This is a genomic window from Streptomyces rapamycinicus NRRL 5491 (genome assembly GCF_024298965.1).
Taxonomy (GTDB): domain Bacteria; phylum Actinomycetota; class Actinomycetes; order Streptomycetales; family Streptomycetaceae; genus Streptomyces; species Streptomyces rapamycinicus.
In genome coordinates this window covers 6,275,233-6,300,257 of record NZ_CP085193.1, presented here as the reverse complement: position 1 = coordinate 6,300,257, position 25,025 = coordinate 6,275,233, and the positions used below count along the sequence as shown (strand labels likewise).

General features: G+C 71.7%; 24 protein-coding genes and 1 tRNA gene. 9 read left to right on the top strand and 16 right to left on the bottom strand.

The annotated features are described in order from the left end of the window. Window positions 1-23: 23 nt before the first annotated feature. The 9 genes from LIV37_RS26420 to LIV37_RS26380 all read right to left on the bottom strand — a co-directional run bounded on the left by LIV37_RS26420 (window position 24) and on the right by LIV37_RS26380 (window position 11,898). Window positions 24-803, bottom strand: coding sequence for an IclR family transcriptional regulator (locus tag LIV37_RS26420; protein ID WP_121824486.1), 780 nt, complete (start codon window positions 801-803; stop codon window positions 24-26). 181 nt (window positions 804-984) lie between these two features. After that, window positions 985-1,443 (bottom strand): SRPBCC family protein, encoded by a 459-nt coding sequence (locus tag LIV37_RS26415; protein ID WP_020870151.1) that lies wholly within the window; start codon window positions 1,441-1,443, stop codon window positions 985-987. 94 nt (window positions 1,444-1,537) lie between these two features. Beyond that, entirely contained in the window at window positions 1,538-2,806 is a 1,269-nt protein-coding gene (locus LIV37_RS26410; protein WP_020870150.1) for an NAD(P)/FAD-dependent oxidoreductase, read from the bottom strand. A gap of 546 nt (window positions 2,807-3,352) precedes the next feature. Beyond that, window positions 3,353-4,690, bottom strand: a complete 1,338-nt coding sequence (locus LIV37_RS26405) for a PucR family transcriptional regulator (RefSeq protein WP_148717797.1) — start codon at window positions 4,688-4,690, stop codon at window positions 3,353-3,355. 80 nt (window positions 4,691-4,770) lie between these two features. Then, window positions 4,771-6,195 (bottom strand): amidase, encoded by a 1,425-nt coding sequence (locus tag LIV37_RS26400; protein ID WP_020870148.1) that lies wholly within the window; start codon window positions 6,193-6,195, stop codon window positions 4,771-4,773. Further along, on the bottom strand, window positions 6,192-7,739 hold the full coding sequence (locus tag LIV37_RS26395) for a sodium:solute symporter family protein (RefSeq protein ID WP_020870147.1): 1,548 nt from the start codon (window positions 7,737-7,739) through the stop codon (window positions 6,192-6,194). The genes LIV37_RS26400 and LIV37_RS26395 overlap by 4 nt, the downstream gene beginning before the upstream one ends. Beyond that, window positions 7,736-8,035 carry a hypothetical protein gene (locus LIV37_RS26390; RefSeq protein WP_020870146.1) on the bottom strand — a complete coding sequence of 100 codons (300 nt, stop codon included), beginning with the start codon at window positions 8,033-8,035 and terminating at the stop codon, window positions 7,736-7,738. Before LIV37_RS26390 ends, LIV37_RS26395 begins: the two co-directional genes overlap by 4 nt. A gap of 182 nt (window positions 8,036-8,217) precedes the next feature. Next, complete coding sequence (locus LIV37_RS26385) at window positions 8,218-10,653, bottom strand: terpene synthase family protein (protein WP_121824488.1); 2,436 nt, start codon at window positions 10,651-10,653, stop codon at window positions 8,218-8,220. Window positions 10,654-10,803: 150 nt separating this feature from the next. After that, the gene (locus tag LIV37_RS26380) at window positions 10,804-11,898 is read right to left on the bottom strand and encodes an acyltransferase family protein (RefSeq protein ID WP_020870144.1); all 1,095 of its coding nucleotides are present in this window, start codon (window positions 11,896-11,898) and stop codon (window positions 10,804-10,806) included. Window positions 11,899-12,213: 315 nt separating this feature from the next. Between LIV37_RS26380 and LIV37_RS26375 the strand changes: the two genes are divergently transcribed. Further along, window positions 12,214-12,669: a tellurite resistance TerB family protein gene (locus LIV37_RS26375; protein WP_020870143.1), complete on the top strand. Its 456-nt coding sequence runs from the start codon at window positions 12,214-12,216 to the stop codon at window positions 12,667-12,669. 88 nt (window positions 12,670-12,757) lie between these two features. On the opposite strand, the gene LIV37_RS26370 is transcribed toward LIV37_RS26375, so the two are convergent. Next, window positions 12,758-13,705 carry a M56 family metallopeptidase gene (locus LIV37_RS26370; protein WP_121824489.1) on the bottom strand — a complete coding sequence of 316 codons (948 nt, stop codon included), beginning with the start codon at window positions 13,703-13,705 and terminating at the stop codon, window positions 12,758-12,760. Window positions 13,706-13,708: 3 nt separating this feature from the next. Next, the gene (locus LIV37_RS26365; RefSeq protein WP_020870142.1) at window positions 13,709-14,122 is read right to left on the bottom strand and encodes a BlaI/MecI/CopY family transcriptional regulator; all 414 of its coding nucleotides are present in this window, start codon (window positions 14,120-14,122) and stop codon (window positions 13,709-13,711) included. Window positions 14,123-14,284: 162 nt separating this feature from the next. On the opposite strand from LIV37_RS26365, the gene LIV37_RS26360 reads away from it, so the two are divergent. After that, the gene (locus LIV37_RS26360; protein WP_020870141.1) at window positions 14,285-15,598 is read left to right on the top strand and encodes a cytochrome P450; all 1,314 of its coding nucleotides are present in this window, start codon (window positions 14,285-14,287) and stop codon (window positions 15,596-15,598) included. Window positions 15,599-15,631: 33 nt separating this feature from the next. On the opposite strand, the gene LIV37_RS26355 is transcribed toward LIV37_RS26360, so the two are convergent. Further along, entirely contained in the window at window positions 15,632-17,212 is a 1,581-nt protein-coding gene (locus tag LIV37_RS26355) for an SDR family oxidoreductase (RefSeq protein WP_020870140.1), read from the bottom strand. Between the two features lie 353 nt (window positions 17,213-17,565). Here LIV37_RS26355 and LIV37_RS26350 point away from each other — a divergent pair, with 353 nt between their 5' ends. Further along, complete coding sequence (locus LIV37_RS26350; protein WP_014061825.1) at window positions 17,566-17,865, top strand: type II toxin-antitoxin system VapB family antitoxin; 300 nt, start codon at window positions 17,566-17,568, stop codon at window positions 17,863-17,865. Between the two features lie 132 nt (window positions 17,866-17,997). Further along, window positions 17,998-18,681, top strand: a complete 684-nt coding sequence (locus LIV37_RS26345) for a LytR C-terminal domain-containing protein (RefSeq protein ID WP_121824490.1) — start codon at window positions 17,998-18,000, stop codon at window positions 18,679-18,681. Between the two features lie 24 nt (window positions 18,682-18,705). Here the strand turns inward: LIV37_RS26345 and upp are convergent, their stop codons facing one another. Continuing rightward, entirely contained in the window at window positions 18,706-19,341 is a 636-nt protein-coding gene (gene upp, locus LIV37_RS26340; RefSeq protein ID WP_020870138.1) for a uracil phosphoribosyltransferase, read from the bottom strand. Between the two features lie 178 nt (window positions 19,342-19,519). Here upp and LIV37_RS26335 point away from each other — a divergent pair, with 178 nt between their 5' ends. The 5 genes from LIV37_RS26335 (at window position 19,520) to LIV37_RS26315 (ending at window position 21,943) form a co-directional block, all read left to right on the top strand. Beyond that, window positions 19,520-19,687, top strand: coding sequence for a hypothetical protein (locus LIV37_RS26335; protein ID WP_020870137.1), 168 nt, complete (start codon window positions 19,520-19,522; stop codon window positions 19,685-19,687). Window positions 19,688-19,868: 181 nt separating this feature from the next. Continuing rightward, entirely contained in the window at window positions 19,869-20,405 is a 537-nt protein-coding gene (locus LIV37_RS26330; protein WP_165556255.1) for a tRNA adenosine deaminase-associated protein, read from the top strand. Between the two features lie 18 nt (window positions 20,406-20,423). Continuing rightward, on the top strand, window positions 20,424-20,924 hold the full coding sequence (gene tadA / locus LIV37_RS26325) for a tRNA adenosine(34) deaminase TadA (protein ID WP_020870135.1): 501 nt from the start codon (window positions 20,424-20,426) through the stop codon (window positions 20,922-20,924). 69 nt (window positions 20,925-20,993) lie between these two features. After that, window positions 20,994-21,080 (top strand) — tRNA-Ser (locus LIV37_RS26320). Between the two features lie 431 nt (window positions 21,081-21,511). Next, window positions 21,512-21,943 (top strand): ester cyclase, encoded by a 432-nt coding sequence (locus tag LIV37_RS26315; protein ID WP_020870134.1) that lies wholly within the window; start codon window positions 21,512-21,514, stop codon window positions 21,941-21,943. Between the two features lie 96 nt (window positions 21,944-22,039). Here the strand turns inward: LIV37_RS26315 and LIV37_RS26310 are convergent, their stop codons facing one another. From LIV37_RS26310 to LIV37_RS26300, 3 genes are all read right to left on the bottom strand, one after another. Next, window positions 22,040-22,918 carry a LysR family transcriptional regulator gene (locus LIV37_RS26310; protein ID WP_020870133.1) on the bottom strand — a complete coding sequence of 293 codons (879 nt, stop codon included), beginning with the start codon at window positions 22,916-22,918 and terminating at the stop codon, window positions 22,040-22,042. A gap of 136 nt (window positions 22,919-23,054) precedes the next feature. Then, window positions 23,055-23,732, bottom strand: a complete 678-nt coding sequence (locus tag LIV37_RS26305) for a response regulator (RefSeq protein WP_020870132.1) — start codon at window positions 23,730-23,732, stop codon at window positions 23,055-23,057. Beyond that, window positions 23,733-24,914, bottom strand: coding sequence for a sensor histidine kinase (locus LIV37_RS26300; protein ID WP_020870131.1), 1,182 nt, complete (start codon window positions 24,912-24,914; stop codon window positions 23,733-23,735). It abuts the gene before it with no gap. Between the last annotated feature and the right edge of the window lie 111 nt (window positions 24,915-25,025).

Sequence of the window (25,025 nt, the reverse complement as noted above, 5' to 3'; positions counted from 1 at the left end):
TAGATTCGGCAAGGCCCGCGTTTTCAGATAGTGAGCGAGAGGTTCCTGCTCACCCGGCTCGCCGTCGGCACCAGGCGGGTCCGGAACAGCTCACGGTGCGGATCCAGCTCCGCCAGCCGGGCCAGCCGGTCCGCCCGCAGCGAGATCCCGAGCGAGCCGAGCCGGTCCCCGTAGTAGACCGGCACCGCGAAGCAGACCGTGCCCAGGGCGTACTCCTCCAGGTCCGCGACCAGGGGACTTCCAGTCGGGGAGTCCAGGCGGCGCAGCAGGTCGTCGGAGCGGGTGACGGTGCGCGGGGTGAGATCGACGAGCGGATGGCGGGAGAGATAGTCGTGGCGGGCCTCGTCGTCCAGCTCGCGCAGCACGCACTTGCCCAGCGCGGTGGCGTGCCCGGCGTCCTCGCACCCCACCCACAGATCGACCCGGGGCGCCTGCGGGCCATCGACGATGTCCGCGACCCGGATCTCGCCCTCGTCGTAGAAGGTGAGATACGCGGCGGCGGAGAGCTCGTCGCGCAGCGCGGCCAGGGCGGGCCGGACCCGGGCGAGCATCGCCTGCTCACGGCTGCCGGACTCGAGGGCGCGCAGCTTGTCCCCGATCACGAAGCCGCCGTCGTCCAGCCGGGACAGATAGCCTTCGTGGGCCATCGTCCGCAGCAGGTGGTACGTGGTCGCCAGCGGCAACCCGGTCTCCCGGGCGAGCCGCTTGGCCGGCGCACCGCCCTCGTGCGCGCCCACTGCCTCCATCAGCCGGAAAGCCCGCTGAACGGATGAGATCAGCGTAGGCACCGTTTGAGCACCCATACCTCCAGCTTGCTCCCGGTATGACCGGATGAGCAAGATCTGATCTCGCTGGATCCGATCTCCACGGAGACGCGCGTGAGGGCGCCGACCGGTGCGGTCGGCGCCCTCACGGACTTGCGGATTCGTCCTCGCGGACGTGCCCTCGCGGGCTTATGGATCGGTTCGGTTCGGTGCGGTGCGGTCAGCCGGGGGAGATCCGGCCGCGCCAGGCACCTTCCGCCTCACCACGGTGCTCGATGAAGTCCTTGAACCTCCGCAGGTCCCCCTTCACCCGCCGGTCGAGCGTCCCGGTCATGTCCGCGGCCTTCTCCGCCATCCCGCTCGGCTCGAAGACCAGGGCCAGATTGACCCGGGTGTGGCGCTCGTCCACCGGCTCGAAGGTGACCAGACCCTGCTGCTGGACATCACCGGAGGTGGTGCGCCAGGCGATGCGCTCATCGGGAAGCTGATCCACGATCTCGGTGTCGAACTCCCGGTGCACACCGGCAATGGAGGTCGCCCAGTGGTTATGGCGATCGTCCACCTGGGTGACCTGGTCCACGCCTTCCATGAACCTCGGGAACTCGGTGAACTGGGTCCACTGGTTGTACGCGGTGTGGAGCGGAACCCCAACCTCGACGGACTCCCGCACGGTGCTCATCGGTGACTCCTCTCGACGTTGTCGCGTCGCGCACCACGGCGGGTTTCCGGGACCGCCGAGCCGAAACATGAGCGGGCGGGGAGCGAGGATCCGCTCAGCGCAGCGGGTGCAGCGGGGCCAGTTCGGCCGGGGAGGTGCCGGTGGCGATGGCGTCGGCCAGCAGCCGTCCGCTGAGCGGGCCGAGGGCCACGCCCCACATGCCGTGGCCGCCGTTGACGTAGATGCGCGGCGAGCCGGTCGGGCCGATCAGCGGCAGTCCGTCCGGGGTGCAGGGACGGGCGCCGACCCAGGTGTCCGTACGGGCCTCCCAGTCGATGCCCCGTAGCAGCGGACGGGCCGCCGCGATGATCGCCCGTATGCGGCGCGGGTCCACCGGCCGGTCCGCGGGGGCCAGCTCCATCATTCCGGCGACCCGCACCCGGCCCTCGCCCAGCGGGGTGCAGACGACCTTCTGGGCGGCCAGATAGGTGGGACGGGTGGGGGCGCCCTCGGCCGGGACGCTGAAGCTGTAGCCGCGTCCGGCCTGGACCGGCACCCGGACCCCGAACGGGCGGACCAGCGGATCCAGCCAGGCGCCGGTGGCCACGACGGCGACGTCCGCGCGGAGTTCGCCTCCCGAGGTGGTGACGGCCACGCCCGCTCGCCCGAGGTCCCGGATACCGGACACCTCCGTCCGCTCCAGGATCTCGCCGCCACGCTTGCGCACCGCGTCGGCGAGGGCGCGGACGAAGTTCCCGGGGTTGAGATAGCGCTGGCCGTGGAGTTCCACGGCCGCGCCGATGCCGTCGCCCAGCGCGGGCTCCAGCGCACGGGCCCGGTCCCCGTCGATCCGCTCGTACGCGATCGTGAAACCGGCCGCGCGGGCGTGCTCCAACTCCTCGACCATCGCGGCGCGCTCGGCCGGGGTGCGGAACGCGATCAGACAGGGTTCGGCGGGCCGGGTCGGCTCGGCGACGCCGTCCGCCGCGAGCGCGTCGTACGCGTCCAGCGCATGGCGGTTCAGCGTGGCGAAGGTGGCGGCCAGGACCCGCCAGCGGCGCGGGGTGCAGTTCCGGGTGAAGGTGAGCAGGAAGCGGGCGAGCCGGGGGTCGGGCCGGGGCGGGATGTAGACGGGCGACTCGGGGGAGACCAGGCTGCGCAGCCCGTAGCGGAGCGCCGCCGGTTCGGGCAGCGGCAGCGTCAGGGCCGGGGACAGCCAGCCGGCGTTCCCCCAGGACGCCCCGGCCGCGGGGTGGCGCCGTTCCACGACGGTGACCTCGACGCCGTGGTTCCGCAGCGACCAGGCGGTGGCGAGGCCGACCATGCCCGCGCCGATGACGACGGCGCTGCGCGGTGGGCGGGACGGACCGGTGGCAGTGGGCACGGATGCGCTCCTTCCCATGGGTGAAACGCCATCATCGGGGGAGGGGGCCGGGCACCGCACTGGCCCGGAGGCCGAGAGCGCACGGCCCGGCCTTGTCGCCGGGGACAAACGGAGGCTTGCCGCCAGGAGCAACGGAGTCTTGTCGCCGGGGGCTGACGGTCCGCCGGGCGCCGGGGGCTGACGGGTCCGCCGGGCGCCAGGGACAGACGGTCCACCGTGGAGCGCCGGAGGCAGACGGTCCGCCGTGGAGCGCCGGAGGCAGACGGTCCGCCGTGGAGCGCCGGAGGCAGACGGTCCGCCGTGGAGCGGCCGGGCCGGCCGGTCATGGCCCAGGCGCCGGCCGGTGGATCTTTCCCCCTCCCGCCCCTTCCCACAACATCGATATGCGGCTCCGCCCCGTGGCAGGGGCTCCGCCCCTGGACCTACCCCGGGGTCTGGGGCGGAGCCCCAGTTGAGGGAAGGGGCGGGGAGGGGAAAGCAGCCCGCCGCAGGCGTCAAGATCCGTCGGACGCTCCCTCACACTCCATGAGCTCCGCTGGTCAGGGCCTACGGCAGACGCAGCGCGCGCAGCCGCAGCCTCAGCCGGATGTCGAACGCGGCGGCGGGGTCGCTCAGATCGAGCCCGGTGATCTCCTGCGCCCGCCGCAGCCGGTAGCGCAGGGTGTTGGGGTGGACGTGCAGCTGACGGGCCGCCAGCCGGGCGTCCTCTCCGGCAGCCAGATAGCGGTCCACGCTGTCCAGCAGTGAAGTGCCGCGCCTGCGGTCGTACTCCTCCAGCTCCGCGAGCGCGCCCAGCGGATCGTGGCCCGCCTCGACGGCCAGGTCCACGGTCCGCATGAGCAGGGCGTCCAGCTGGACGTCGCGGATATGGGCGGTGCGTTCCCGCGTCGCGCCGAGCCGGGTGAGCAGCCGGACCACCAGTTCGGCGTCGGCGCGTGAGCGGCCGAGCCGACCGGGCCCCGGGACGGTGCGGCCGACGCCGGCCGCCACCTCCGGCAGCTCCCCCACGGCCCGCAGCAGCCGCTGTTCGTCGCCGACCGGCACCACGGCATAGCCCACACCGTCGATCTCCGCGCTGAGCCCACCGGGCTGGAACGCGGAGAGCCTGCGGTCGAGGTCGGCGAGGGCCCGGCGCAGCGGATCGCCGGGCGGGCCGCCCGGGCCCGCGCACAAACCGGCGTACGAATCGTCGTAAGGGTTGGCGTACGGGTTGTCGTACGCGCCGTGACACCGACCGTCGTACGGACCGGGGCCGGGCGCGAGCGCCGACGGCAGCGGGCGTACGGCGACCACGGCCAGCGGTCCCGGCCCCAGCGGAAGCTCACGGGCCGTCTCGACGGCCTCGTCCCCGCCGCGGAGCAGCGCCCGTACGGCGGCGGTCCGCCGCGCGTCCGCGGCCAGCCGCCGTTCGGCCTGCCGGGCGAGCAGGGGCGCGAGCAACGCGGCCGACTCCTCCAGAGCGGCCCGCTGCTCCGGGGACGGCGAGGAGGGCACGATCGCCCAGATGGAGCCGATGGCCGTGTCACCGGCCCGGATCGGCATGATCGCGCGCGGCAGGATCCCGGCACCGCGCAGATCCGCGTAGAACGGGCCGGAGGAGCCCGCCAGCCGCTCGTCCAGATGCTCGGTGCGCAGCAGGGTGCGGTACCGGTCGGGCACCCGGCGGCTGAGGATCGTGGCGATGCGCGCGTCGTCGGAGTTCTCCTGGCCGGGGGAGTAGGTGATCAGCTCGGACGCGTCGTCCTCAATGGTGACCGGGCCGCCGGCCAGCCCGGCGGCCCTGGTGGCCAGCGAAAGCAGCCCGTCCGAGGCGTCGTCGTACGAGGCGTCGTCGTACGAGGCGTCGTCGTACGAGGAGTCGTCGTACAAGGCTCCTCCGCTCATCAGCGCCAATGGTCCCCGGGGGCACTACCCGGACCCGTTCACTCTGATGCTCGAAGGCACGGATTATCCAGGGGTGTGCGCTACTCGATCCCCGCCGGGCGCCGCCGCCAGTGCCCGGTGGCCCGCTCGAAGGCGTGGCCGACCTGGAGGACCGCGAAGTCCGCCCGGTGCGGCCCGACGATCTGCACCCCGACGGGGAGCCCGCCGGGCGTGAACCCGGCCGGTACGGACAGCGCGGGGCTGCCGGTCGAGCTGATCAGATACGCCGAGCGCATCCAGTCCAGATAGTCGTCCATGGCCACCCCGGCGATCTCGGTCGGGTACTCGATACCCACGTCGAACGGCGCCACCTGGCTCACCGGCAGCAGCAGCACGTCATAGCGGCCGAAGAACTCCCGGACGCGGTGGTAGAGCAGGGTGTGCAGCACCTCCGCGCGGCCGACGTCCGGCCCGGTGAGCTTGCGCCCCTCCTCGGCGTTCTCCCGGATCGCCCGCTTCAGCCCGTCGGGGTGGCGGTCCATGAGCGCGCCGAAGGCGACCTCGAAGGCCGAGGCGCGCAGCGTACGGAAGACCTCCTCGGCCTCGGTCAGGTCCGGGCAGGCCCGCTCCACGGCACAGCCGAGGCCGGTGAAGACCTCCGCCGCCGACTCGACCACCGCGGCCACCTCGGGCTCGACCGGCACCAGTCCCCCGAGATCCGGCGACCAGGCCACCCGCAGCCCCGTCAGATCGCGGTCCAGGGGGCGGGCGAAGCGGGCGCCGGGCTCCTCCAGGGCGATCGGCGACCGCGCGTCGGGCCCGGCGATGGCGGACAGCAGCAGGGCGGTGTCGGCCACGGTACGGGCCATCGGCCCCTTGACGCCGAGGGTGCCCCAGGCGGTGAGGGAGGGCCAGTTGGGGACGCGCCCGGGCGATGGGCGCAGCCCGACGACATTGCAGAACGAGGCCGGGTTGCGCAGCGAGCCGCCGGTGTCGCTGCCGTCCGCGATCGGGACCATGCCGGAGGCCAGCGCGGCCGCCGCGCCCCCGCTGCTGCCGCCCGCGCTGCGGCCCAGGTCGTGCGGGTTGTGGGTGGCGCCGAATATGGGGTTGAAGGTGTGCGAACCGGCCCCGAACTCGGGCACGTTGGTCTTGCCGAGGGTGATCGCCCCGGCGGCCCGTATCCGCTCGATCAGCAGATCGTCCTGGTCGGGCACGCCGTCGGCGAGCGGCGAGCCATGGCTGGTGCGGATGCCCGCGGTGTTGTGGAGGTCCTTGTGGGCGATGGGCAGCCCGTGCAGCGGCCCGGGCTCCTCACCCGCCGCGATCCGCTCATCGGCCTGCCGGGCGGCCTCGCGGGCGCGGTCCGCGACGAGGGTGACGATCGCGTTGACGGCCGGGTTGACCCGTTCGATACGGGCCAGATGGGCCTCGAGCAGCTCGCGCGCGGACAGCTCGCGGGAGCGCAGCAGCGCGCTGAGGTCCAGTGCGGTCCTGAAGCAGAGATCGTCATCCGTCGTCGTCACGGTCGCTCGCCTTCCTCGATGGTCATCGCTGCGCTGGTCCGGGTCTTCGGACCAGGGTCCTCGCGGGGCCCGCTGTCCTTACGGAGCCCACCGTCCTCATGGGCCCCAGGGGCGGAATCCATGGTTGGGGAAGCGGCCGGGCGGCGGAAGAGCGCCGTCACGGCGGCCGCCACCAGCACATTGACCGCCAGCGCGACCAGGCCCGCGTTCACATGGTGGGTCTCCACCTCGGCCAGGGTCAGCCAGGTCACCACCGCCTCACCGGTCACCAGGCCCGCCAGCGCCCCCGGGGCGGTCAGCAGCCGCCGGCGGCCGATCGCCGCCAGCAGCCCCGGCACGATCTGGATGAAGCCGCTCACCGTGAGCAGCTGGAGGTCGGCCAGCAGCCCCGGCCGCAGGATGCCGAGGGTGAGCGCGAGCCCGATGGCCAGGACGACCACGCTGTGGTTGACCACCATCCGGGCCGCCTCCCGGCGGGCGGGCAGCAGGTTCCGCGCCACCAGGGTCGAGATGCCGACGCACATCGCCCCGGCCGGCACCATCGCGGACGCCGCCGCGGCGACCACGACCAGCCCGGTGGCCCAGCCCGGCAGGGCGCCCTGGGCGAGCGTCAGCAGAATCCCGTCCGGGTCCCCGGCCCCGTCCCCGCCCGGCCGGGCCACCAGCATCCCGGTGAACCCGATGGTGATCGGGACCATCAGCGCGATCTGGTAGAGCGGCATGAAGACGTTGTTGGTGCGGATGGCCCTCGGCCCGCCCGCCGCCATCAGCGGCGGCCAGTGGTGCGGCGTGGCCATCAGCCCGCCCGCGAGCGCCGAGGTCAGCACGCTGGTCGTCCACCACATCCGGTCGCGCTCCCCGGAGTGCACGGTCAGCATCTGCGGCTGGACCTCGTGCACCTGCCGGAACACCTCGCCCAGACCGCCGGTGTAGTGCAGCGGGACGGCGATGGCCAGGACGAGCATGACGCCGAGGGTCAGCACGTCCTTGAAGTACGCGCTGTTCTTGAGCCCCCGGATGCCCGACCACAGCACGAACGCCGCCGTCAGCACGGAGGCCAGCACCATGCTCAGCCGCCCGGAGGCCGTACTGCCGGTGACCAGCCCGACGACCATGCCCAGCCCGGTGATCTGGAGCTGGAGGTACGGGATCAGGAAGACCAGGCCGATGACGGCGACGACCTTGCCGTACAGCGGGCTGCCGTACCGCTGGGTGAAGTAGTCGGCCTGGGTCAGATAGCCGTGCCGCTCGCCCAGCCGCCACAGCCTGGGCTGGATGAAGTAGAGCAGGAGGAAGGCCAGGGCCAGGTAGACCATCGCGTACGTGGCCGCGTTGCCGCCCGCGTACGCGACCCCGGCGACGCCGAGGAAGCTGAAGGTGGTGAACACCTCGCCCGCTTGCAGGAACCACATCGCGAGGGTGCCGAAGTTCCGCTGCCCCACGGCCCATTCGGCGAGATCGGTGGTGCGGCCGGTCCGGCCCAGGAAACCGCACAGGGCGAGGGCGCACATGCCCAGCAGGGAGACCGCGAGGACGACGCTCACCGCCGCTCACCGCCCGCCCGCTCGCGGGGGCGCCACAGGCCCCATTCGACGGCGGCGAGTGCGGGGGTGAGCGCGAGCACCCAGGCGCAGATCCAGACGTACAGCGACGGCATCCCGAACCAGAGCCGCTCGGCGTTGACGAACGGCAGCCATACGGAGGCGAGGAGGGCCAGCGCGGGGATGGCGGGCAGCAGGAGGAGCGTTCTTCTCCCGGCGGAGGCGGAGGCGGAAGCGGGGGCGACGCCGGGGTCCGGGCCGGGGCCCGGGCTGCCGGGATCTTCAGCTGCGGCCGACACGGTACCTCCAGGGCGCGAGGGGACTGCGCGGCATTCAACAGGCCGCCCCGTGCGCCGGGCATCGTGCCGGACGGCCAACAAGCGGCCGCCCCGCCTTGTCCCGGCGGACAAAGGCGGGGCGGCCGGGCCGAGGTCTCGTTCCCGAAGTCCTTACGGTGCTTCCCGGGCCCTTACGGAGGTCCTTACGGATGTGATCCGGCGGCTCCGGCGGGCACCGGAACCCGCGCGGCCGAGGTGCCGAGCCCGGTGGGCCCGTGCCACGGGGCCACCGGCCGCGCCGCCCCGGCTCCGGTCCCGGTCCCCGTTTCGGCGCCCGTCACGGGCACGGCCCCGGCGCCTGCCCCCACCGGCCGCCGGTGGGCGCGGATCAGCTCCTCTTCCCGGTAGCGCGGTACCTCGCGGTGCCAGTTCAGGATTCCGGACATCCAGTCGCGCAGCTCCTCCACATAGCCGTCCATCGCCCTCCGGGCCTCCGGCTCCAGGCCGAAGTCGTCGTACAGCACCGGGAACTCATGCTCCGCGACATGCTGGAACTGCCGCATCCGGGACGTCATCAGATCGTTCACCACGGCGACCCCGGTCGGATAGTCGCAGTCGAAGAAGTTCTGGACGACGAGGACGCCGTTGTGGACCTCGCCCTCGAACTCGATCTCCTTCTGGTACGAGAAGACGTCGTTCAGCAGCGTCGCGTAGTCCATGGCGGCGTTCTCCAGCGACCGGACCGGGCCGCTGCGGTAGATCTCGGGCGGCACCCGCCGGCCGCGCGCCAGTCGGCACAGGCTCATGGTGAGGTCGGAGCCGAAGGTGCGCCTGCGCATCTCGATGTAGTCGACCGGGTCGGGGATCCGGTTCTTCGTGTGGTTGGCCAGCTCCCACAGCCAGCTGGCGGTCATGTCCTCTATGGCCTTGCGGAGTTCACGGCGTGCCGAGTCCTCCATCGGGCCCGCCGTACGGCTCCACAGGTCGGCCAGCGACCGCTCAAGCGCGTTGGCCGGGGCCGGGGTGGGGCCCGCGTCGAGCGGCATGAACGCCCGGAGCCGGGCGTTGCAGACCCGGGCCCCGGCCAGGTCGTGGGTGCGGCCGAATACCGCCGGGTAGTAGTCGTCCGCGTAGGTGCCCCAGGCCAGCCAGCCCGACGTCAGATCGAGTTCGTCCGGGGAGCCGTCCGGGTGGATGCCGGCCGCGCACAGCGGCAGGTCGGCGGCGAGCATCCGCCGCTCGTCCCAGACGTGCGGACCGGGGATGCCGGGCCGCGGTCCGAGGATGCCCATCCGATGTGCCCAGTCGGCGAGGTGGTCGCGGGCGGTGGGCAGATGCTGATTGAGCCGGAGGGCGAACGGCATGAAGAAGTCCGGCAGCAGGGAGGGCCCGGTCCTCTGGAACGGGACATGGCTGAACCTGCGGGTACGGGCCGCCTCCGCCCGGCCCGTGGTCAGCGGCAGGCTGGCCGCGGAGGTGCCGAGGCCGCTGAGCGCGAAGGGCGACCACGCCGGGGCCTTGTCCGCGCCGCTCGCAGCCTCCGCACCGCTCGCACCCTCCGGGCCGACCGGGCTGTTCGCACCGTCCGGGCCGCTCGCCCCCTGCGTGCCGTTCGCACCGTCCGCGCCATCCGGGCCGACCGCACCGTGCGCGCCGTTCATGTACCGGCTGGAGCGCATATGCCACTCATGGCCGCCGGACTGCCAGTCCTGGAGCCCCTTGACGTAGCCGAGGACCCCCGCGCAGGCCGCCGGGTCCAGGCCGTGCTCGGCGAAGAGCGGCCCGAGTTCGGTGAGGGCGGTGTCCTCGAACTGCTGCAGCCGTGAGGTGAGCAGCTCATTGACGGAGTCGGCCGCCTCCTGGGTGGTGCAGCACAGGAACGTCTCCAGGACCAGGACGCCATTGCTGAGCTCGCCCTCGTCCTCGATCTCCCGCTGGTACGAGAACAGGTCGTTGCGCAGGTGCACCGCGTCCGCGAAGGCGTCCCGCAGCACCCGCATCGGCCGCGAACCGGCGATCACCGCCGGTACCTCGGCCCCCACGGCGTGCTCCACCAGCCCGGCCGACCAAGGCGCGCCGCCGACCTTACGGCGCATCTCGATGTACTCGACCGGATTGGGGACCCGGTGGATGTTGATGTTCGAGAGTTCCCAGAGCGATTCGTTGAGCAGGTTCTCGGTGCTCTCCCGGAACCGTGCCCGCCAGTCCGCCGACATCGAGGGCACCGTCCGCGCCCACAGATCCGCGAGCCCCGCCTCTACCGGGTTGGTGGGCTCGGGGGTCCGGGCGGCCGGGTCCATCGGCATGAAGGCGGGCAGCCGGTCGAGATACGCCTTACCGGCCGCACGGTCCTGGGAGCGCTTGAACGTCTCCAGGAAGTGGTCGTCGAAGAAGAACACCCACACATACCAGTCCGTGACCAGCGAGAGCTCCGCGTCGGAGCAGTCGGGGTGGGTGTACGCGCACAGCAGAGCGTAGTCGTGGGCGTCGAGATCGTCCTGCTCCCAGATCCCCGAGCCCTCGAGCATGCCCATCTCGCGGGCCCACCGGGTGGAGTGCTCCCGTGCCGCCTGGACATGGGGGTTCAGCCGCGCCGGATACGGCATGTAGAAGTCTGGGAGTTGAAAGGGCTGTGTCACTGCTGGGCCGGCACCTCTCCGTGCGACGGTGGCCCGTAGTCGTCGTCCGGCTACGGACCGGGGTCGGCTACGGGCTACCCATACCGCGACCGGCCTATCCGAAGACCCAATTAGTCACACAAGTGCACTCCCGTGACCGGCGCCCGCCGATCATCCGTCGCGTCTCCGGAAGGCCCACTCCATCCGCGGCTCCATCGCGAACCGGAACGCCCGCTGTACGGGCGGCGCGCACAAGGCCGTCACCACGGCCACCGCCACCGCCGTCACCGCGATCTCCCCCAGCGGCCGGTGCAGCCACGGGTGGTCGTACCAGTCCCAGAAGCGGGAGCCCTTGGCGAGGAAGCCGTGCAGCAGATAGCCGTACAGCGTCCCGGCGCCGAGCACCGTGAACCACATCCGGCGCCGGGGCACCCAGGCGAGGAAGCACACGGTGAGCACCATGGAGCAGCCGAAGAGGGCGAACGTCATGACCGTCCCGACCCACCAGGGCGCACCGAGTTCCTGCGCGCTGTCCCGGCGGTAGAACCACGCCGGGTTCATCCGCGGCACGGCCCAGTAGGCGAAGACCACGGCGGCCGCGACCACCGGCACCGACAGCCATCTGACCTCGCGCCGCCGCATCATCCGGAAGTGCTCGGGCCGCAGGTGCAGCCCCAGCACGAAGAAGGGCAGGAACTGCAGCACCCGCTGCAGATCGAGGTCGTCACCGATGTTCGGTGAACAGGCGGCGAGCGCGGCGATGGTGAGGGCCAGCGCCACCGGCCACCGCGCGATCCGCCACAGCGGCGTGGTCAGCCGCCAGACGAAGAGCGCGATCAGAAACCAGGTCAGATACCAGGGGTCGAGCAGACTGACCGGATAGGACGGATCGTCGTCCGCCCACCGTTTGAAGAAGGTGTACGCGACCTCGAAGAGGACGTACGGCACGGCGACCCCCGTGATCAGCCGTTTGAGCCGGTCCGGCCGGAGATCGAAATTCCGCGAGAAGTACCCGGAGATGAGAATGAACGCCGGCATATGGAACGTGTAGACGGTCATATAGAGCGCGGCTGCCGCTCTGCTGCCGCCTCGCAGGGGCTCCCACGCATGCCCCATCGCGACCAGCACGATCGCCAGATATTTGGCGTTGTCGAAGAACGCGTCACGTTGTTTCGGCGCGGAGGGCGGAGCCGGTGCCGCCTTGGGGGGCGGGGCCGCCGGTGCGCGCCGCGCGGGCCGTGTCGGCAGTAAGTGCGAGACGTTCATCACATACGCCCTCCCGTGGAACCTGCGGGGAAAATCCAGCCTCTTTCCAGATTTCGGCGGAGGGTTGTGGAGTGGAACATTCCACGCACCATAGTGGCGCTCCCGAGTTCGCGCCCCAAAAGGCTCAGCTCTCGCGTACAAGGGTTTACGCCCAGCCCAGCGCATCCGTCACCTCCTCAACTTGGGAACTTCTTTACCTCTCCGATCAGTTCACAGAGTGATGAAGAGGGGCCGATCCGCCCGGCCTTGACCGACCCAGCCTGCTAGCTTCTACACAACTGTAGATCCTAACGACCCTATGGAGTGTGAGTGGCCATGGCCCTGTGGGACCGCATCAGGGAGTCCGCCCAGACGATGCAGACTCAGCTCGTCTCGAAGAAGAACGACTTGAAGAGCGGCGCCTTCCGCGACGCGAGCATGGCGATGTGTGCCCTGGTGGCGGCGGCGGACGGCTCGGTCGACCCGTCCGAGCGGCAGCGCGTCGCCCAGCTGATCGCCTCCAACGAGGTGCTGCAGAACTTCCCGGCCGACGATCTGCAGCGCCGCTTCAACGACTACGTCAACAAGCTCACCGCGGACTTCGACTTCGGCAAGGTGAGCGTGATGCAAGAGGTCGCCAAGGCCAAGAAGAAGCCCGCCGAGGCACGCGCCGTGATCCAGATCGGCATCGTCATCGGTGGCGCGGACGGCGACTTCGACAAGACCGAGCAGGCCATGGTCCGCGAGGCGTGCTTCACGCTGGAGCTCCCGCCGGCCGAGTTCGACCTGTAAGGCGAGGCGAAAGCCGTAGGGCGCAAACCGTAAGGCGCGAGCCGCTGCCTTACGGCCGCCCCGCCAACCGTAAGGGCGCGGCCTGGAGCTACAGCGGGGTCGCGGCGTGCAGGACGAGGACCAGGGCGACCGCCGCGTTCGCCGAGGACAGCGCGGACGCGGCGGTGCCCACCGCCGCGATCCACAGGGCCAGCCCCGCCGCCGTCCACGTCGGCGGCCAGCGCCGGGACGGCGGCACCGGCTCCAGCAGCGCCGCGACCCTGCGCGGCACCGGCCCCGGCGCGGCGAACCCGGCGAGCGCCGACCCCGGCGTGCCCCGGGAGACCAGGGCGGCCTTGCCGACCGCCCGCGCCGTGACCCGGCGGTCGCCGACCTCCTGGGCCGCCTCCTCGTCCGCCCAGCGCTCGGCGCAGTAGTCCACCGCGGCCCGCAGCGGCCGCAGCAGCGGGTTGGCCCGCGCGGCGAGCTGTGCGCCCAGCAGATAGCGGTGGTGGTGCGCGGTCAGATGGGCGCGCTCATGCGCGATCAGGGCCCGCCGCTCGCGGGGCTCAAGGCTGTCCAGCATCCCGGTGGAGACGACGATCCGGCCCGGCTTCCCGGCTCGCCCCGAGGTCCCGGGCAGGGCGTACGCGTACGCCTTGTCGTCCGGCAGCACCGCGACCGGCGACTCCGGCAGTCCGGCGAGCGCGAGCCGGGCGTCCCGCCGCACCCGGCCATGACGCAGACAGGTGGCGGCGCAGGAGGCGGCCACCGCCGCCAGCGCGCCGATCGCCGCCTTCCCGGCCACCACGTCGAAGGGCACCGCCGCCCGTACCTCGGGGTCCGACCAGCTGTCCGGCAGCGGGTTACCGGGCAGTTGCGCCGTGCCGACGACCATCAGCAGCCCCAGGCACAGCGTGGAGCACACCGCGAGCACGGTGCCGACGAGCGTCAGCAGCCGGGTGGCGGTGCGCGGATGGAGATGTTGCTCGGCGAGCCGCGCGATCGGCAGCGCCGTCAGGGGCAGAACCAGCGGGAGGAAGACGAAGACGCCCATCGGTCAGTCCTCCGGCTCCTCCGCCACGTCGCTCAGCAGGTCGCGCAGCAGCCGCTCGTCGTCCTGGGTCAGCCCGGTCACAAAGCTGGCCAGGACCGCCTCGCGGTCGTCCTGGCCGTCCAGCACCCGGCGCATCCGCAGCGCCGCGAGCCCCGCCTCGTCCGACGCCGCGCGCCAGACGAAGGAGCGGCCCGCGCGCTCACGGGTCACGGCCTGTTTGGCGTGCAGCCGGGACAGGATGGTCATGACCGTGGTGTAGGCGAGCTCGCCCTCGATCCGCTCCTGCACCCATGCGGCGGTCACCGGCCCCGGCGCCCGGCTCAGCGCCGCGAGCACCTGCGCCTCCAGCTCGCCCTGGCCACGCCGACGGGGGCGGCGGGGCCAGCCGGGCCCGCCGGTCCGGTCGTGGTCCGTCACACCGTCTCCTTCCCCACCGCACGCGCCCGGCGTGCGGCGCTCCATCGTAGCGAGCGGGCCACGCTCGCGCGTTCGCCCCTTTGCCCGGCTGTACGCGCGGGCCCGGGCCGCCTCACCGATGCTGAGCAGGGGGACGACCCCGACGAAGGAACGCACTCAGCCATGACGCAGACGCAAGGCTCGCTCGTACGGCAGATCACCGACTACGCCCATCGAGCCGACCCGTACCCGATCTACGCCGAGCTGCGCAAGACGCCCGTGGTGCACGACGAGGAGGGGCCGTACATCGTCTCCACCTACTGGGAGATCCACGGTCTGCTGCACGACCCCCGGCTCAGCTCCGACGCGCGCAACCTGGACCCCCGGGCCGCCTCGGAGCTGCCCGAGGAGGACGACGACCCGGGGCTGCCGCCCAGCTTCCTGAGGCTGGACCCGCCCGAGCACGACCGGCTGCGCCGGCTCGCGACGGCGCCCTTCGGCCCGCCGCACACCCCGCGCCGGCTCCACGAGATGCGCGGTGAACTCACCCGTATCGTCGGCGAGCTGATCGACGGCTTCGCGGGGCGGGACCGGATCGATCTCGTCGACCACTTCTCCTACCCCTTCCCGGTGACCGTGATCTCCCGGCTGCTCGGGGTGCCACGGGAGGACGAGCCGCGCTTCCACGCCTGGGCCGACACCCTCGCCGCCAGTCCGGACCCCGGCCCGGAGGCGGACGCCGCCGAGCGGCGGCGGATCACCCGGCAGGCCCGTACGGAACTGGCGACGTATCTGTCCGAGCTGATCGAGGAGCGCCGCCGCGCACCCGGCGACGACATGCTCTCGGCCCTGGTCGGCGGGGACGGCCCGGAGGGGCGGATGAGCCGGGTGGAGCTGCTGAGCACCGCGGCGCTGCTGCTGGTGGCGGGGCACGAGACCACCGTCAACCTGATCACCAACGGGATGCTGACCCTGCTGCGCAACCCCGACGTGCTCGCCCGGCTGCGCAAGGATCCCCATCTGGTCGTCCCGCTGGTGGAGGAGCTGCTGCGGTTCGATCCGCCGGTGCAGATGCTTCCCCGGCGCACCCCGCTCTCGGAGATCGACATCGCGGGCGTGACCATCCCCCAGGGGGCGTCCGTGTGGCTGCTGCTGGCCTCGGGCAACCGCGATCCGCAGCGCTTCCCCGACCCCGACCGGTTCGATCCGCAGCGCCGGGACAACCAGCACCTCGGCTTCGGCAGCGGCGTCCACAGCTGTTTCGGCGCCCCGCTGGCCCGGCTGGAGGCGCAGATCGCGCTGACCGAGCTGGCCCGCCGGCTGGACGGGCCCCGGCTGCTGGAGGACCCGCCGACCTATCGGCGCAACGCGGTGCTGCGCGGGCCACGGCATCTGCCGCTCGCCTTCGAGGGGCTGCGGCCGAACCGATCCGCGGACCGGTCTGCGAACCGATCCGCGAAACGATCCGCGAACGGGTCCCCGAACGGGTCCCGGTGACGGCGGGGTTCGGCAGCACCGCACCGGCGGGGCTCACCGGGCGCGGAACGCGGACGCTCTCGTCCCGGCCGCGTCCTTCCCGCCCCTGCCCGTCCCGGCCTCGCCCCTCTCGGCCCGGGCGGCGATGTTCCGGGCCATACCGCCGAAGACGAGCGCGTGGAATGGCGCGACCGACCACCAGTACAGATGCCCGGCGAGGCCGCGCGGATGGAACAGCGCCCGCTGCCGGTACACCGTCCCGCCCTGCGCGTCCCGGTCGACCACCATCTCCAGCCAGGCCAGGCCCGGCAGCCGCATCTCGGCGCGCAGCCGCAGCAGCCGGGGCGGCAGGACCTCCTCCACCCGCCAGAAGTCGAGGCTGTCCCCCACTCTGAGCCGCGCCGCGTCCCGGCGGCCCCGGCGCAGCCCGACGCCGCCCGCCAGGGTGTCGATCCAGCCGCGCAGCACCCAGGCGAGCGGCAGCGAGTACCACCCGTTCTCCCCGCCGATCCCCTCCACCACCCGCCAGACGTCCCCCGGCGAGGCGTCCACCGCGCGCTCGCGGCGGTCCTGGTAGAGGCTGCCGCCCGACCAGTCGGGGTCGGTGGGCAGCGGATCGCTGGGGGCGCCGGGGGTGGCGGCGGAGGACCAGCGGGTGGCCACCTCCGCGTCGCGGATCCGCCGCAGGGCCAGCTCCAGCGCCCGGTCCACGCCGAGCGGCCCGCCCGGCGGGTCCGGCACATAGCGGGTGATGTCCCGTTCGGCGCAGACCACTTCATGGCGCAGCGACTCCACCAGCGGGCGGGCGATGGCGCCGGGTACCGGGGTGACCAGGCCGACCCACAGACTGGAAAGACCGGGGGTGAGCACCGGCACCGGCACGATCAGCCGCCGCCGCAACCCGGTCACCCGCGCGTACCGCCGCATCATGGCGCGGTAGGTGAGGACGTCGGGGCCGCCGATGTCGAAGGCCCGGTGCACCTCGTCCGGCAGTGTGGCGCAGCCCACCAGCAGCCGCAGCACATCGCGGACGGCGATCGGCTGGGTGCGGGTGCGCACCCAGCGGGGCGTCACCATCGCCGGCAGCCGCTCGGTCAGATAGCGCAGCATCTCGAACGAGGCCGAGCCCGAACCGATGATCACCCCGGCCCGCAGCACGGCCGTCGGCACCCCGGAGTCCAGCAGCACCCGGCCCACCTCGGCCCGGGACCGCAGATGGGGCGAGAGCTCGCGCTCGGGGACGCCCTCCGGGGTCAGCCCGCCGAGGTAGACGATCCGGCGCACCCCCGCGGCCCGGGCCCGTTCGCCGAAGATCCGGGCGGCGCGGCGGTCGGTCTCCTCGAAGCCGGATCCGGTGCCCAGCGCGTGGACCAGGTAGTACGCGACGTCCACGCCCTCCATGGCGGCGCGCACGGACTCCTCGTCGGTCACATCGCCGCGTACGGTCTCCACCCGCCCCGCCCAGGGCTGGTCGCGCAGCTTCTCGGGCGAGCGGGCCACGCACCGCACCTGATGCCCCGCGGCCAGCAACTCGGGCACCAGCCTGCCGCCGATATAGCCGGTGGCGCCGGTGACCAGACAGCGGCGCGGCTCCGGCGCGCCGTGTGGGCCCGGCGGGCGCTGGGGAACAGCCATGAGGCCATGGTGCGCGGGCAGGACAAAACCTGCGAGGTGGGCTCCCTTCGGCGGCATTGTCCGTATCAGGTGTTGGAGGTCGCTCTCAGGTCTCCCCGACCTTCGAGCCTCTCAGCCCGGCCATCTAGAAGACACCCTCTCGGGGGACTTGCGTCCTCTGTCGTGAGCGCCTCTCCGGTCGAGCTCCCTCGCTCGCCCCGCAGGCTGTTATTTACGTTACTCCGGGCACCCATGAGCGCCTAGCCCCTTTCGCGCATTTTTTCCAATTTTCCGAGTGCGGCCGGACCCGGCTCCGGCCCGGCACTCGGGCGCCTTGGCTGCGCCGGGAGGGGCTTGCCCGGTAGGCTTTCCGTGTGATCTTCAAGCGCATCGGAAACGGTCGGCCCTATCCCGACCACGGCCGGGAATCCACCCGCCAGTGGGCGGATGTCGCCCCACGCCCGGTACGTCTTGACCAGTTGGTCACGACGAAGCAGCAGCTCGACCTGGAGACGCTGCTCGCCGAGGACTCCACGTTCTACGGGGACCTCTTCGCCCATGTCGTGAAATGGCAGGGCGACCTCTATCTGGAGGACGGGCTGCACCGGGCGGTGCGCGCCGCGCTCCAGCAGCGCCAGGTGCTGCACGCGCGCGTTCTGGAGCTCGAGGGCTGACCGCGCCCCCGCCCCCGGTGACCGATCGCCGTTGATCGACTTCCGATCTCTGTTGACCCTTTCGGGTTGGTCTGAGCACCAACCATTGATCATTTAGTAGGCATCGCCACCTGGCCGCACTACGCTGCGCACATGAGCATGCTGACCCCTCCCGGCATGGGCGGAAAGTACCGCATTACGGGCGATCGCTACCCGCGGATGAGCCGGCCCCGGAACCGTCGGCGGCTGATGTTCACCGCCTTCGGCTCGGTCCTGGCGCTCGGCCTGGTCGGGTGGGGAACACTTCAGCTCATCGACGTCTTCTCCGGCGACAGCGGCGGCCAGAAGGTCCGCGCGGCGCACGGCACCGGCGAGTGCGAGCGCGGCGGCAAGCACCCCGACGAGAACGCCAAGTCCGGCCGGTCCGACAGCGGCCAGGGCGGCCGTACGGGCGGGAGGCTGCCGAAGCCCTCCCAGATCACCGTCAACGTCTACAACGCGACCACGCGCTCCGGCCTCGCCAAGGACACCGCCAAGGAGCTGGAGAAGCGCGGCTTCAAGATCGGGAAGGTGGGCAACGCCCCGACCCGGTACGACAAGAAGGTCAAGGCCACCGGGATGCTGCTCGGCGCCCCCGGCGCCGGCGACGGGGCCTTCAACGTGCTCGGCACGCAACTCGCCGGTGCCCAGACCAAGAACGACGCGCGCGACGGCAAGGACATCGACCTGATCATCGGCAACGGTTTCAAGGACCTGGTCGAGCAGAAGGACGCGGACAAGGCGCTGGCCGCCCTGGCCAAGCCCTCGCCCGCGCCCTCCGGATCGCCCTGCCGCTGAGCCGTTGAGGGGCCGTTGAGGGGCTCAGCCCGCGGCCCCGTACATCCGGTCGCCCGCGTCGCCGAGCCCCGGCACGATGTACCCCTGCTCGTTGAGCCGCTCGTCGACGGACGAGGTGACCACCGTCACCGGCGCCCCGGCGAGTTCGCGCTCCATGAGCTCGACGCCCTGGGGCGCCGCCAGCAGACACAGCGCGGTCACATCGTCGGCGCCCCGCGATATCAGCTCCCTGATCGCCGCGACGAGCGTCCCGCCGGTGGCGAGCATCGGGTCCAGGACGTAGACCTGACGGCCGGAGAGGTCCTCGGGCATCCGGGTGGCGTAGGTGGACGCCTGGAGCGTCTCCTCGTCGCGGATCATGCCCAGGAAGCCGACCTCGGCGGTGGGCAGCAGCCGCACCATGCCGTCGAGCATCCCGAGACCGGCCCGCAGGATCGGCACGACCATGGGGCGCGGATGGGACAGCCGTACCCCGGTCGTGGCCGTCACCGGGGTCTCGATGTCGACCTGCTCGGTGCGCACATCGCGCGTGGCCTCGTACGCGAGCAGGGTCACCAGTTCGTCGGCGAGCCGCCGGAAGGTGGGGGAGTCGGTGCGCTTGTCGCGCAGCGTGGTGAGTTTGTGCGCCACCAGCGGGTGGTCGACGACGTGGATCCGCATGGCAACGACACTAACCGAGCCCCCGGAGCCCGGCTCCCGCCGGTGACGCCCTCGGTGCGCCTCCCCGCGCTCGACCGTCTGCCACCGTACTGGCATCAAACCTCTGATTCGGGGGAAAGTGGGCAACAGCGCTCGGGCCCCCGCCGGGCGATACCTCGGCCCCGAGGAGTGAGTGACCATGGCCGACGCGACCGCGAGGGAAACCGCCGCGGACCGCCGCCGCCGTCGCGACCGCTTCCTGCGCGCGCTGAACGAGGCCCGGGCGGTACGGGACCAGGTGCGTCCCCGGCAGGCCCGCGCGGCCCGGATGCGCCGCGCGATACACATGCGGACGTTCTCCTGGTGAGCTCGGGTGAGCTTCCGCCGAACCGCCGGAGACGGTTTCCGCGCGTTTCGATTCCGTCCGCGTGAGCCACATCTCTTTGGACTGGTGCACGACGCAGCGTGGAAGACCTCTCGCGAAGCGACGGTTTCTGCCACGATTCCGATTGGGGCGGGACACTGTCCCGCCCGCCCCCGGCACGCCTATGACCAGTGGGAGAGTCACGGTGTACTTCGCCGCATTGCTCGCGCGCACCGCAGAAGGGTGGGAAGCGAGCGACACAGAGCTCGATGACGTGGAAACCCTGACGGACTTGATCGAACTGGCCCGTCTGGCCTCCAAGGACGACGACACGGTACTGGCCTTCATCGAGCACGAAGACGCGTGGTTCGGCGTCGTCCGCGTGGACGGCGAGGACGACCCGCACATCTACGTATCGGACGCGGCAGCGGCCGCCCGCACCTCGTACGGCTCGATGCTCACCGACGAGCTGCTCGGCCGGGACCCCGACGACGATCTGGACAGCCTGGTCGACCTGGACGGCACCGAGGACGGCGAGCCGGACCGGGACGACGAGGACGCGGACGACGCCCCGGTCCCGATCGGCCCGCTCGGCGACGCCGACATCCTGGCCGACCTCGGTATGGACGAGAAGGAGCTGAAGGCACTCGACGGGGACGCCCTCGAATCGATCGCCGAGATGCTCGGATGCAGCATGGAGGGGCTGGAGGCGGTGCGCTGACCGCCGCACACTGATGTCATGACCGATCCGCTGACCGGCCTCCTGCCCGGCCCCGACCCCGACCCCCTGCGCGACCCCTGGCGCGAACCGATGCGCCTGGCGCTGGAGGAGGCGGTGCGGGCGCCCGAGACGGGAGACGTGCCGGTCGGCGCCGTCGTGCTGGGCCCGGACGGCGCGGTACTCGGGCGCGGCCGCAACGAGCGCGAGGCCCACGGCGACCCCACGGCCCACGCCGAGGTCCTCGCCCTCCGAGCCGCCGCCCAGCACCTCGGCGGCTGGCGGCTGACCGGCTGCACCCTGGTGGTCACCCTGGAGCCGTGCACGATGTGCGCCGGCGCGATCGTCCTGTCCCGCCTTGACCGGCTGGTCTACGGCGCCGTGGACGAGAAGGCCGGCGCGGTCGGCTCCCTCTGGGACGTCGTCCGCGACCGCCGCCTCAACCACCGCCCCGAGGTCATCGCGGGCGTCCTGGCGGAGGCCTGCGCGGCCCCCCTGACCGCCTTCTTCCGCAAGCCCTGAACCCCGCCGCGCGGGCCGGTCCCGGAACCGATTTCGGTTCCCGGCCACCCGTCCGCTAGGCTCTCCCTCGGTAGCGTGTCCGAGCGGCCGAAGGAGCGCGCCTCGAAAGCGCGTGAGGGGGCAACTCCTCCGTGGGTTCAAATCCCACCGCTACCGCTCTTACACCCCCTGAACTGCGGAAACGCAGGGCAGGGGGTGTTTTGCGTGCCGGAGCGCGTCCACCAGTCGGGTCGACGAAGGCGGTGGAACGTGGCGGACGAACGGACGCCGCCGCTATGAGCGGGGCCCGGCGCCGACAACCGCGAACGCCGGCCCGGTACCGACGGCGGGTCCGCGGCCGTAGCCGAACGGACACTTCAGTACGGCGAGTGCGCCGAGATCCCGACTGCGAACTCCCAACATGCCGATGCGGCATCAGGACGGCCCGATTCGGCATTGGCGGCGCGGGCTCCGCCTGCTCAACAATCAGTACGCAAATATTTGCCCCTCCCGGAACGGACCAGCCATAAGGCCACTCCGTACCGTCGGGCGTTTATGTGCCTCGCCATGCGCGCCGTCGCATCCGATTGAGACCGGTTAGGAAACCCATGAACGAGCAGAACCCGCCCTCCTGGGTGAAAAGCTATGTCGATGCCTGCAACAGGCACGACTCGCAGGCAGTCGTCGACATGATGAGCGAGAACATCCAGGTCGTCGATACCGCTTTCGGTGGCACCTTCAAGGGCAAGCAGGCGGCCAAGGCGTTGATCGACAGAATGGACGCGAGCTTTTCCAGTGATTACTTCTTCACCCTGGGAAAGGTCGTGGAGTCGGGCGACTCCTACTCGTTCGAATGGGTCCTTTCCGGCACGCACGACCGCTCCGACTTCGAACTCGGGATACCGGCCACCGGGAAGCGGTTCGAATGCCCCGGCGTCACCATCGGTGTGCGGGCCAACGAGCTCATCACTGAGAACCGCGACTACTGGAATTTCGCGGGCTTCCTCATGCAGACCGGCCTCATGCCGTCCCTGGGCTGAACGGTCGGCGATCCGGTCGGGCGGCACCGCGCCGCTGGGCTCTCGGTACCGGCGGCGCGCGGGCCCCGCATGCCGCCGGGCCGCCGGTACCGGATGTCAGTCGGGGTCCGGGCCGAGCATGCGACGGGAGAGCTCAGCGAACTGGTGCAGCTCGGGCATGGTCCGGTGCTTGGTGTAAGCCAGGGCGACCGTGCGCGGGGCGACGCCCTCCAGCGTCAGGCAGGTCACGTCGTCACGGCGGTAGAAGCCGGCCATGCCGGCCGGCATGACGTAGCATCCGGCGCCGGAAGCGACGGCCTCCAGGCACTCCTCGATCGTCACCGGGAACCGTCCGGTGTCCGCCTGCGGCGCGACCGGATCGCGCGGGACTCGCCCGCGCCATTCCGGGACGTCCCGCGGATCCTGCAACAGGATCGTGTCATACAGGTCCTCGACATGCACCGCCTTGAGTTGCGCGAGCGGATGCGCGGTGGACAGCGCCACCACACGGGGCTCCGGGAAGAGCGGGACCACCTCGAACATGGCCTCGGGCAGCGGCAGCCGTACGTAGCAGACGTCGACCCGCCCGTCGAGCAGGAAGTCGACCTGGTCGGTGATCGAGGTGTGCACGACCTCGATGTCGAGTTGCGGCGCCATCCGGGCGAACTCCCGCACGATGGGTGTGACGATGACACCCGGCATGAAGCCGATGGTGAAGTGGTTCACCTCCCGGCTCGCCGTCCGGACCCGCTGCTGCACCGCCTGTGACATCGCCAGCATCGGCCGGGCGTCCTCCAGCAATTGGTGCCCCGCCCGCGTCAGTACAGTGCCCTGCCGGTCGCGCAGGAAGAGGACCACGCCCAGATCCTCCTCCAGCGCCCGGATCTGGCGGCTGAGTGCCGGCTGAGTCATGTACAGGCGGCTCGCTGCCCGCACGAAGCTGCACTCTTCTGCCACGGCCACGAAGTAGCGCACCCGGCGCATGTCGAGGTCCATGAGGCTCATGGTAGCCACGGCCGTCACGGCATATGCCGAAACGGCTTCAGGATCGAACAAATCGACGGCCGCACCCCGTACGCAGATTGTTTGGGCGAGCGCGGCCGTGCCGGTACCGCCCGCCGCGCCGGGCCGGTCATTCCTCCGCGTCGCGGACCAGGAGTGCGATCTGCACCCGGTTGTCGACCGCCAGCTTGGCGAACAGGCTGCCGATGTGCGCCTTTACGGTCGCGACGCTGATGTGCAGCCGCTCGGCGATCTCCGGGTTGCCCAGTCCGTCCGCGATGGCCCGAGCGGTGTCGAGTTCTCGTTCCGTCAGTGTGGACAGCTGTTTCCGCGCGGCCCCGCGGGACGAGTCGCGAGCGTGAGCGGACTGCGGGCTGGTGGCCGCGGCGATCACCCGCGCCGTGGCCGCTGGAGACAGCACGGGGTCGCCGTCCGCGACGATCCGCACCGCGTCGAGAATCCGCGCCGGCGGGGTGTCCTTGAGGACGAACCCGAGTGCTCCGGCGCGCAGTGCGCCGAGCACCAGATCGTCGGAGTCGAATGTGGTCAGCATGAGCACCCGCGGCGGCGCCGGTCGGGTGAGGAGTTCCTGGGTCGTGCTGAGACCGTCGCGGCCGGGCATCCGCACGTCCATCAGGACGACGTCCGGCCGCTGCTCGTCCACCACGGTGATCGCGGCGTCCCCGTCGGCCGCCTCCGCGACGACGGTCAGGTCCGGTTCACCGTCGATGACGAGGCGCAGCGCCATGCGCACCAGTTGGTCGTCGTCGACGATGACGACGCGCACCGGCTCCCGCTCGGTATCCACTCATGCTCTCTTTTCGTGGGTGGGGTTCGGCCACGGTAGTCGCGCGGTGAGGAGGTACCCGTTGTCGGGTGTGGGGTGGTGGTCGAGTTCTCCGCCGGCGAGGGTGATGCGTTCGGTGAGGCCGAGCAGGCCGAATCCCGATGTCGGTGGTGGTGCGGTCGCCCTGGTGGATGGCGAGTTGTGGACGCTGACGTCGAGGTTGTCGCCCGCTGTTCCTTCGAGGGTGATGTGTACGCGTGCGCCGGGGGCGTGTTTGGCGGCGTTGGTCAGGCCTTCCTGGACGATCCGGTAGCAGGTGCGTCCGATGGCGTCGGACGGTGTTCCCGCCACGGTGGTGGTGAGCGTGACGTCCAGTCCGGATGTGCGCGCGTCGGCCACCAGGTCGGGGATGCGGTCGAGGGAGGGCTGGGGTGGTTCCGGGCGGGCCGCGTCGGCCCGGAGCACCCCGAGGACGTCCCGTAGTTCTTCCAGGGCTTGGTGGGAGCCGTCGGCGATGCCGCGGACCAGCACCCGGTTCTCCTCGGCTGTGAGGTTGCCGCGGTGGTCCAGCACTCCGGCCTGCATGGCGACCAGGGAGATCCGGTGCGCGAGTACGTCGTGCATCTCGCGGGCGATCCGGTTCCGTTCCAGGGCCCGTGCCTGCGCCGCTCGTGCGGTCTGTTCCCGTTCCGCGCTCTCCGCCCGGTCCCGCAAGGACCGCAATTCGACGCGGCGCGCGCCGATGGCCATGCCCATGGCCACCGCGATGCCCGCGGTCAGTGCCGGGAGCGTGAGTTCGAGCCACCACGAGCCGGGCGAGCGCTGGACCGGGTAGAGCCCGCCGGTGAATTGCGACGCGGTCACCAAGGCCAGCCCGACGACCCCGCTCTCCACCGGACGGCGACGCGTGGAGAGCGAAACCAGCCCAAGACACGCGGCGCCGGTGGCGAGTGCCGACGCGGTCGAGGCGATCGCGACCGTCATGGCGACGGCGAGCGGGAACCGCCGCCGCCACAGAAGCGCCGTCAGGCAGCCGAGAGCCACCAGCGGATCACCGATGAGGAACCACGAGCCCGTTTCACCCGTCTGCCCCTGCGCCACCACACCGATGGAGAGCCAGAGCGGTATACCCACTGCCGCGGCCGCACCCAGCCGCCATGCCTGCTGCCACCACCCCAGCCGTGGCGCGACGTCCGTGTTCACCTGGCCAGTATCGCGACACCGTGCGGCCGATGAGTCGGGCCGCGGGATGATGCGCCCTCGACCAAGGTCGGATCACCACCTCGTCCTCGGTCGAAGGCGATGCGAGCCGCC

Bases quoted from the DNA above. Each gene is read 5' to 3' on its own strand.
- LIV37_RS26330 (WP_165556255.1), top strand. From the start codon at position 19,869: ATGACCAGTGGGAGAGTCACGGTGTACTTCGCCGCATTGCTCGCGCGC.
- LIV37_RS26315 (WP_020870134.1), top strand. From the start codon at position 21,512: ATGAACGAGCAGAACCCGCCCTCCTGGGTGAAAAGCTATGTCGATGCC.
- LIV37_RS26360 (WP_020870141.1), top strand. From the start codon at position 14,285: ATGACGCAGACGCAAGGCTCGCTCGTACGGCAGATCACCGACTACGCC.
- LIV37_RS26345 (WP_121824490.1), top strand. From the start codon at position 17,998: ATGAGCATGCTGACCCCTCCCGGCATGGGCGGAAAGTACCGCATTACG.
- LIV37_RS26355 (WP_020870140.1), bottom strand. From the start codon at position 17,212: ATGGCTGTTCCCCAGCGCCCGCCGGGCCCACACGGCGCGCCGGAGCCG.
- LIV37_RS26420 (WP_121824486.1), bottom strand. From the start codon at position 803: ATGGGTGCTCAAACGGTGCCTACGCTGATCTCATCCGTTCAGCGGGCT.
- LIV37_RS26415 (WP_020870151.1), bottom strand. From the start codon at position 1,443: ATGAGCACCGTGCGGGAGTCCGTCGAGGTTGGGGTTCCGCTCCACACC.
- tadA (WP_020870135.1), top strand. From the start codon at position 20,424: ATGACCGATCCGCTGACCGGCCTCCTGCCCGGCCCCGACCCCGACCCC.
- LIV37_RS26310 (WP_020870133.1), bottom strand. From the start codon at position 22,918: ATGGACCTCGACATGCGCCGGGTGCGCTACTTCGTGGCCGTGGCAGAA.
- LIV37_RS26380 (WP_020870144.1), bottom strand. From the start codon at position 11,898: ATGAACGTCTCGCACTTACTGCCGACACGGCCCGCGCGGCGCGCACCG.
- LIV37_RS26375 (WP_020870143.1), top strand. From the start codon at position 12,214: ATGGCCCTGTGGGACCGCATCAGGGAGTCCGCCCAGACGATGCAGACT.
- LIV37_RS26405 (WP_148717797.1), bottom strand. From the start codon at position 4,690: ATGAGCGGAGGAGCCTTGTACGACGACTCCTCGTACGACGACGCCTCG.
- LIV37_RS26370 (WP_121824489.1), bottom strand. From the start codon at position 13,705: ATGGGCGTCTTCGTCTTCCTCCCGCTGGTTCTGCCCCTGACGGCGCTG.
- upp (WP_020870138.1), bottom strand. From the start codon at position 19,341: ATGCGGATCCACGTCGTCGACCACCCGCTGGTGGCGCACAAACTCACC.
- LIV37_RS26335 (WP_020870137.1), top strand. From the start codon at position 19,520: ATGGCCGACGCGACCGCGAGGGAAACCGCCGCGGACCGCCGCCGCCGT.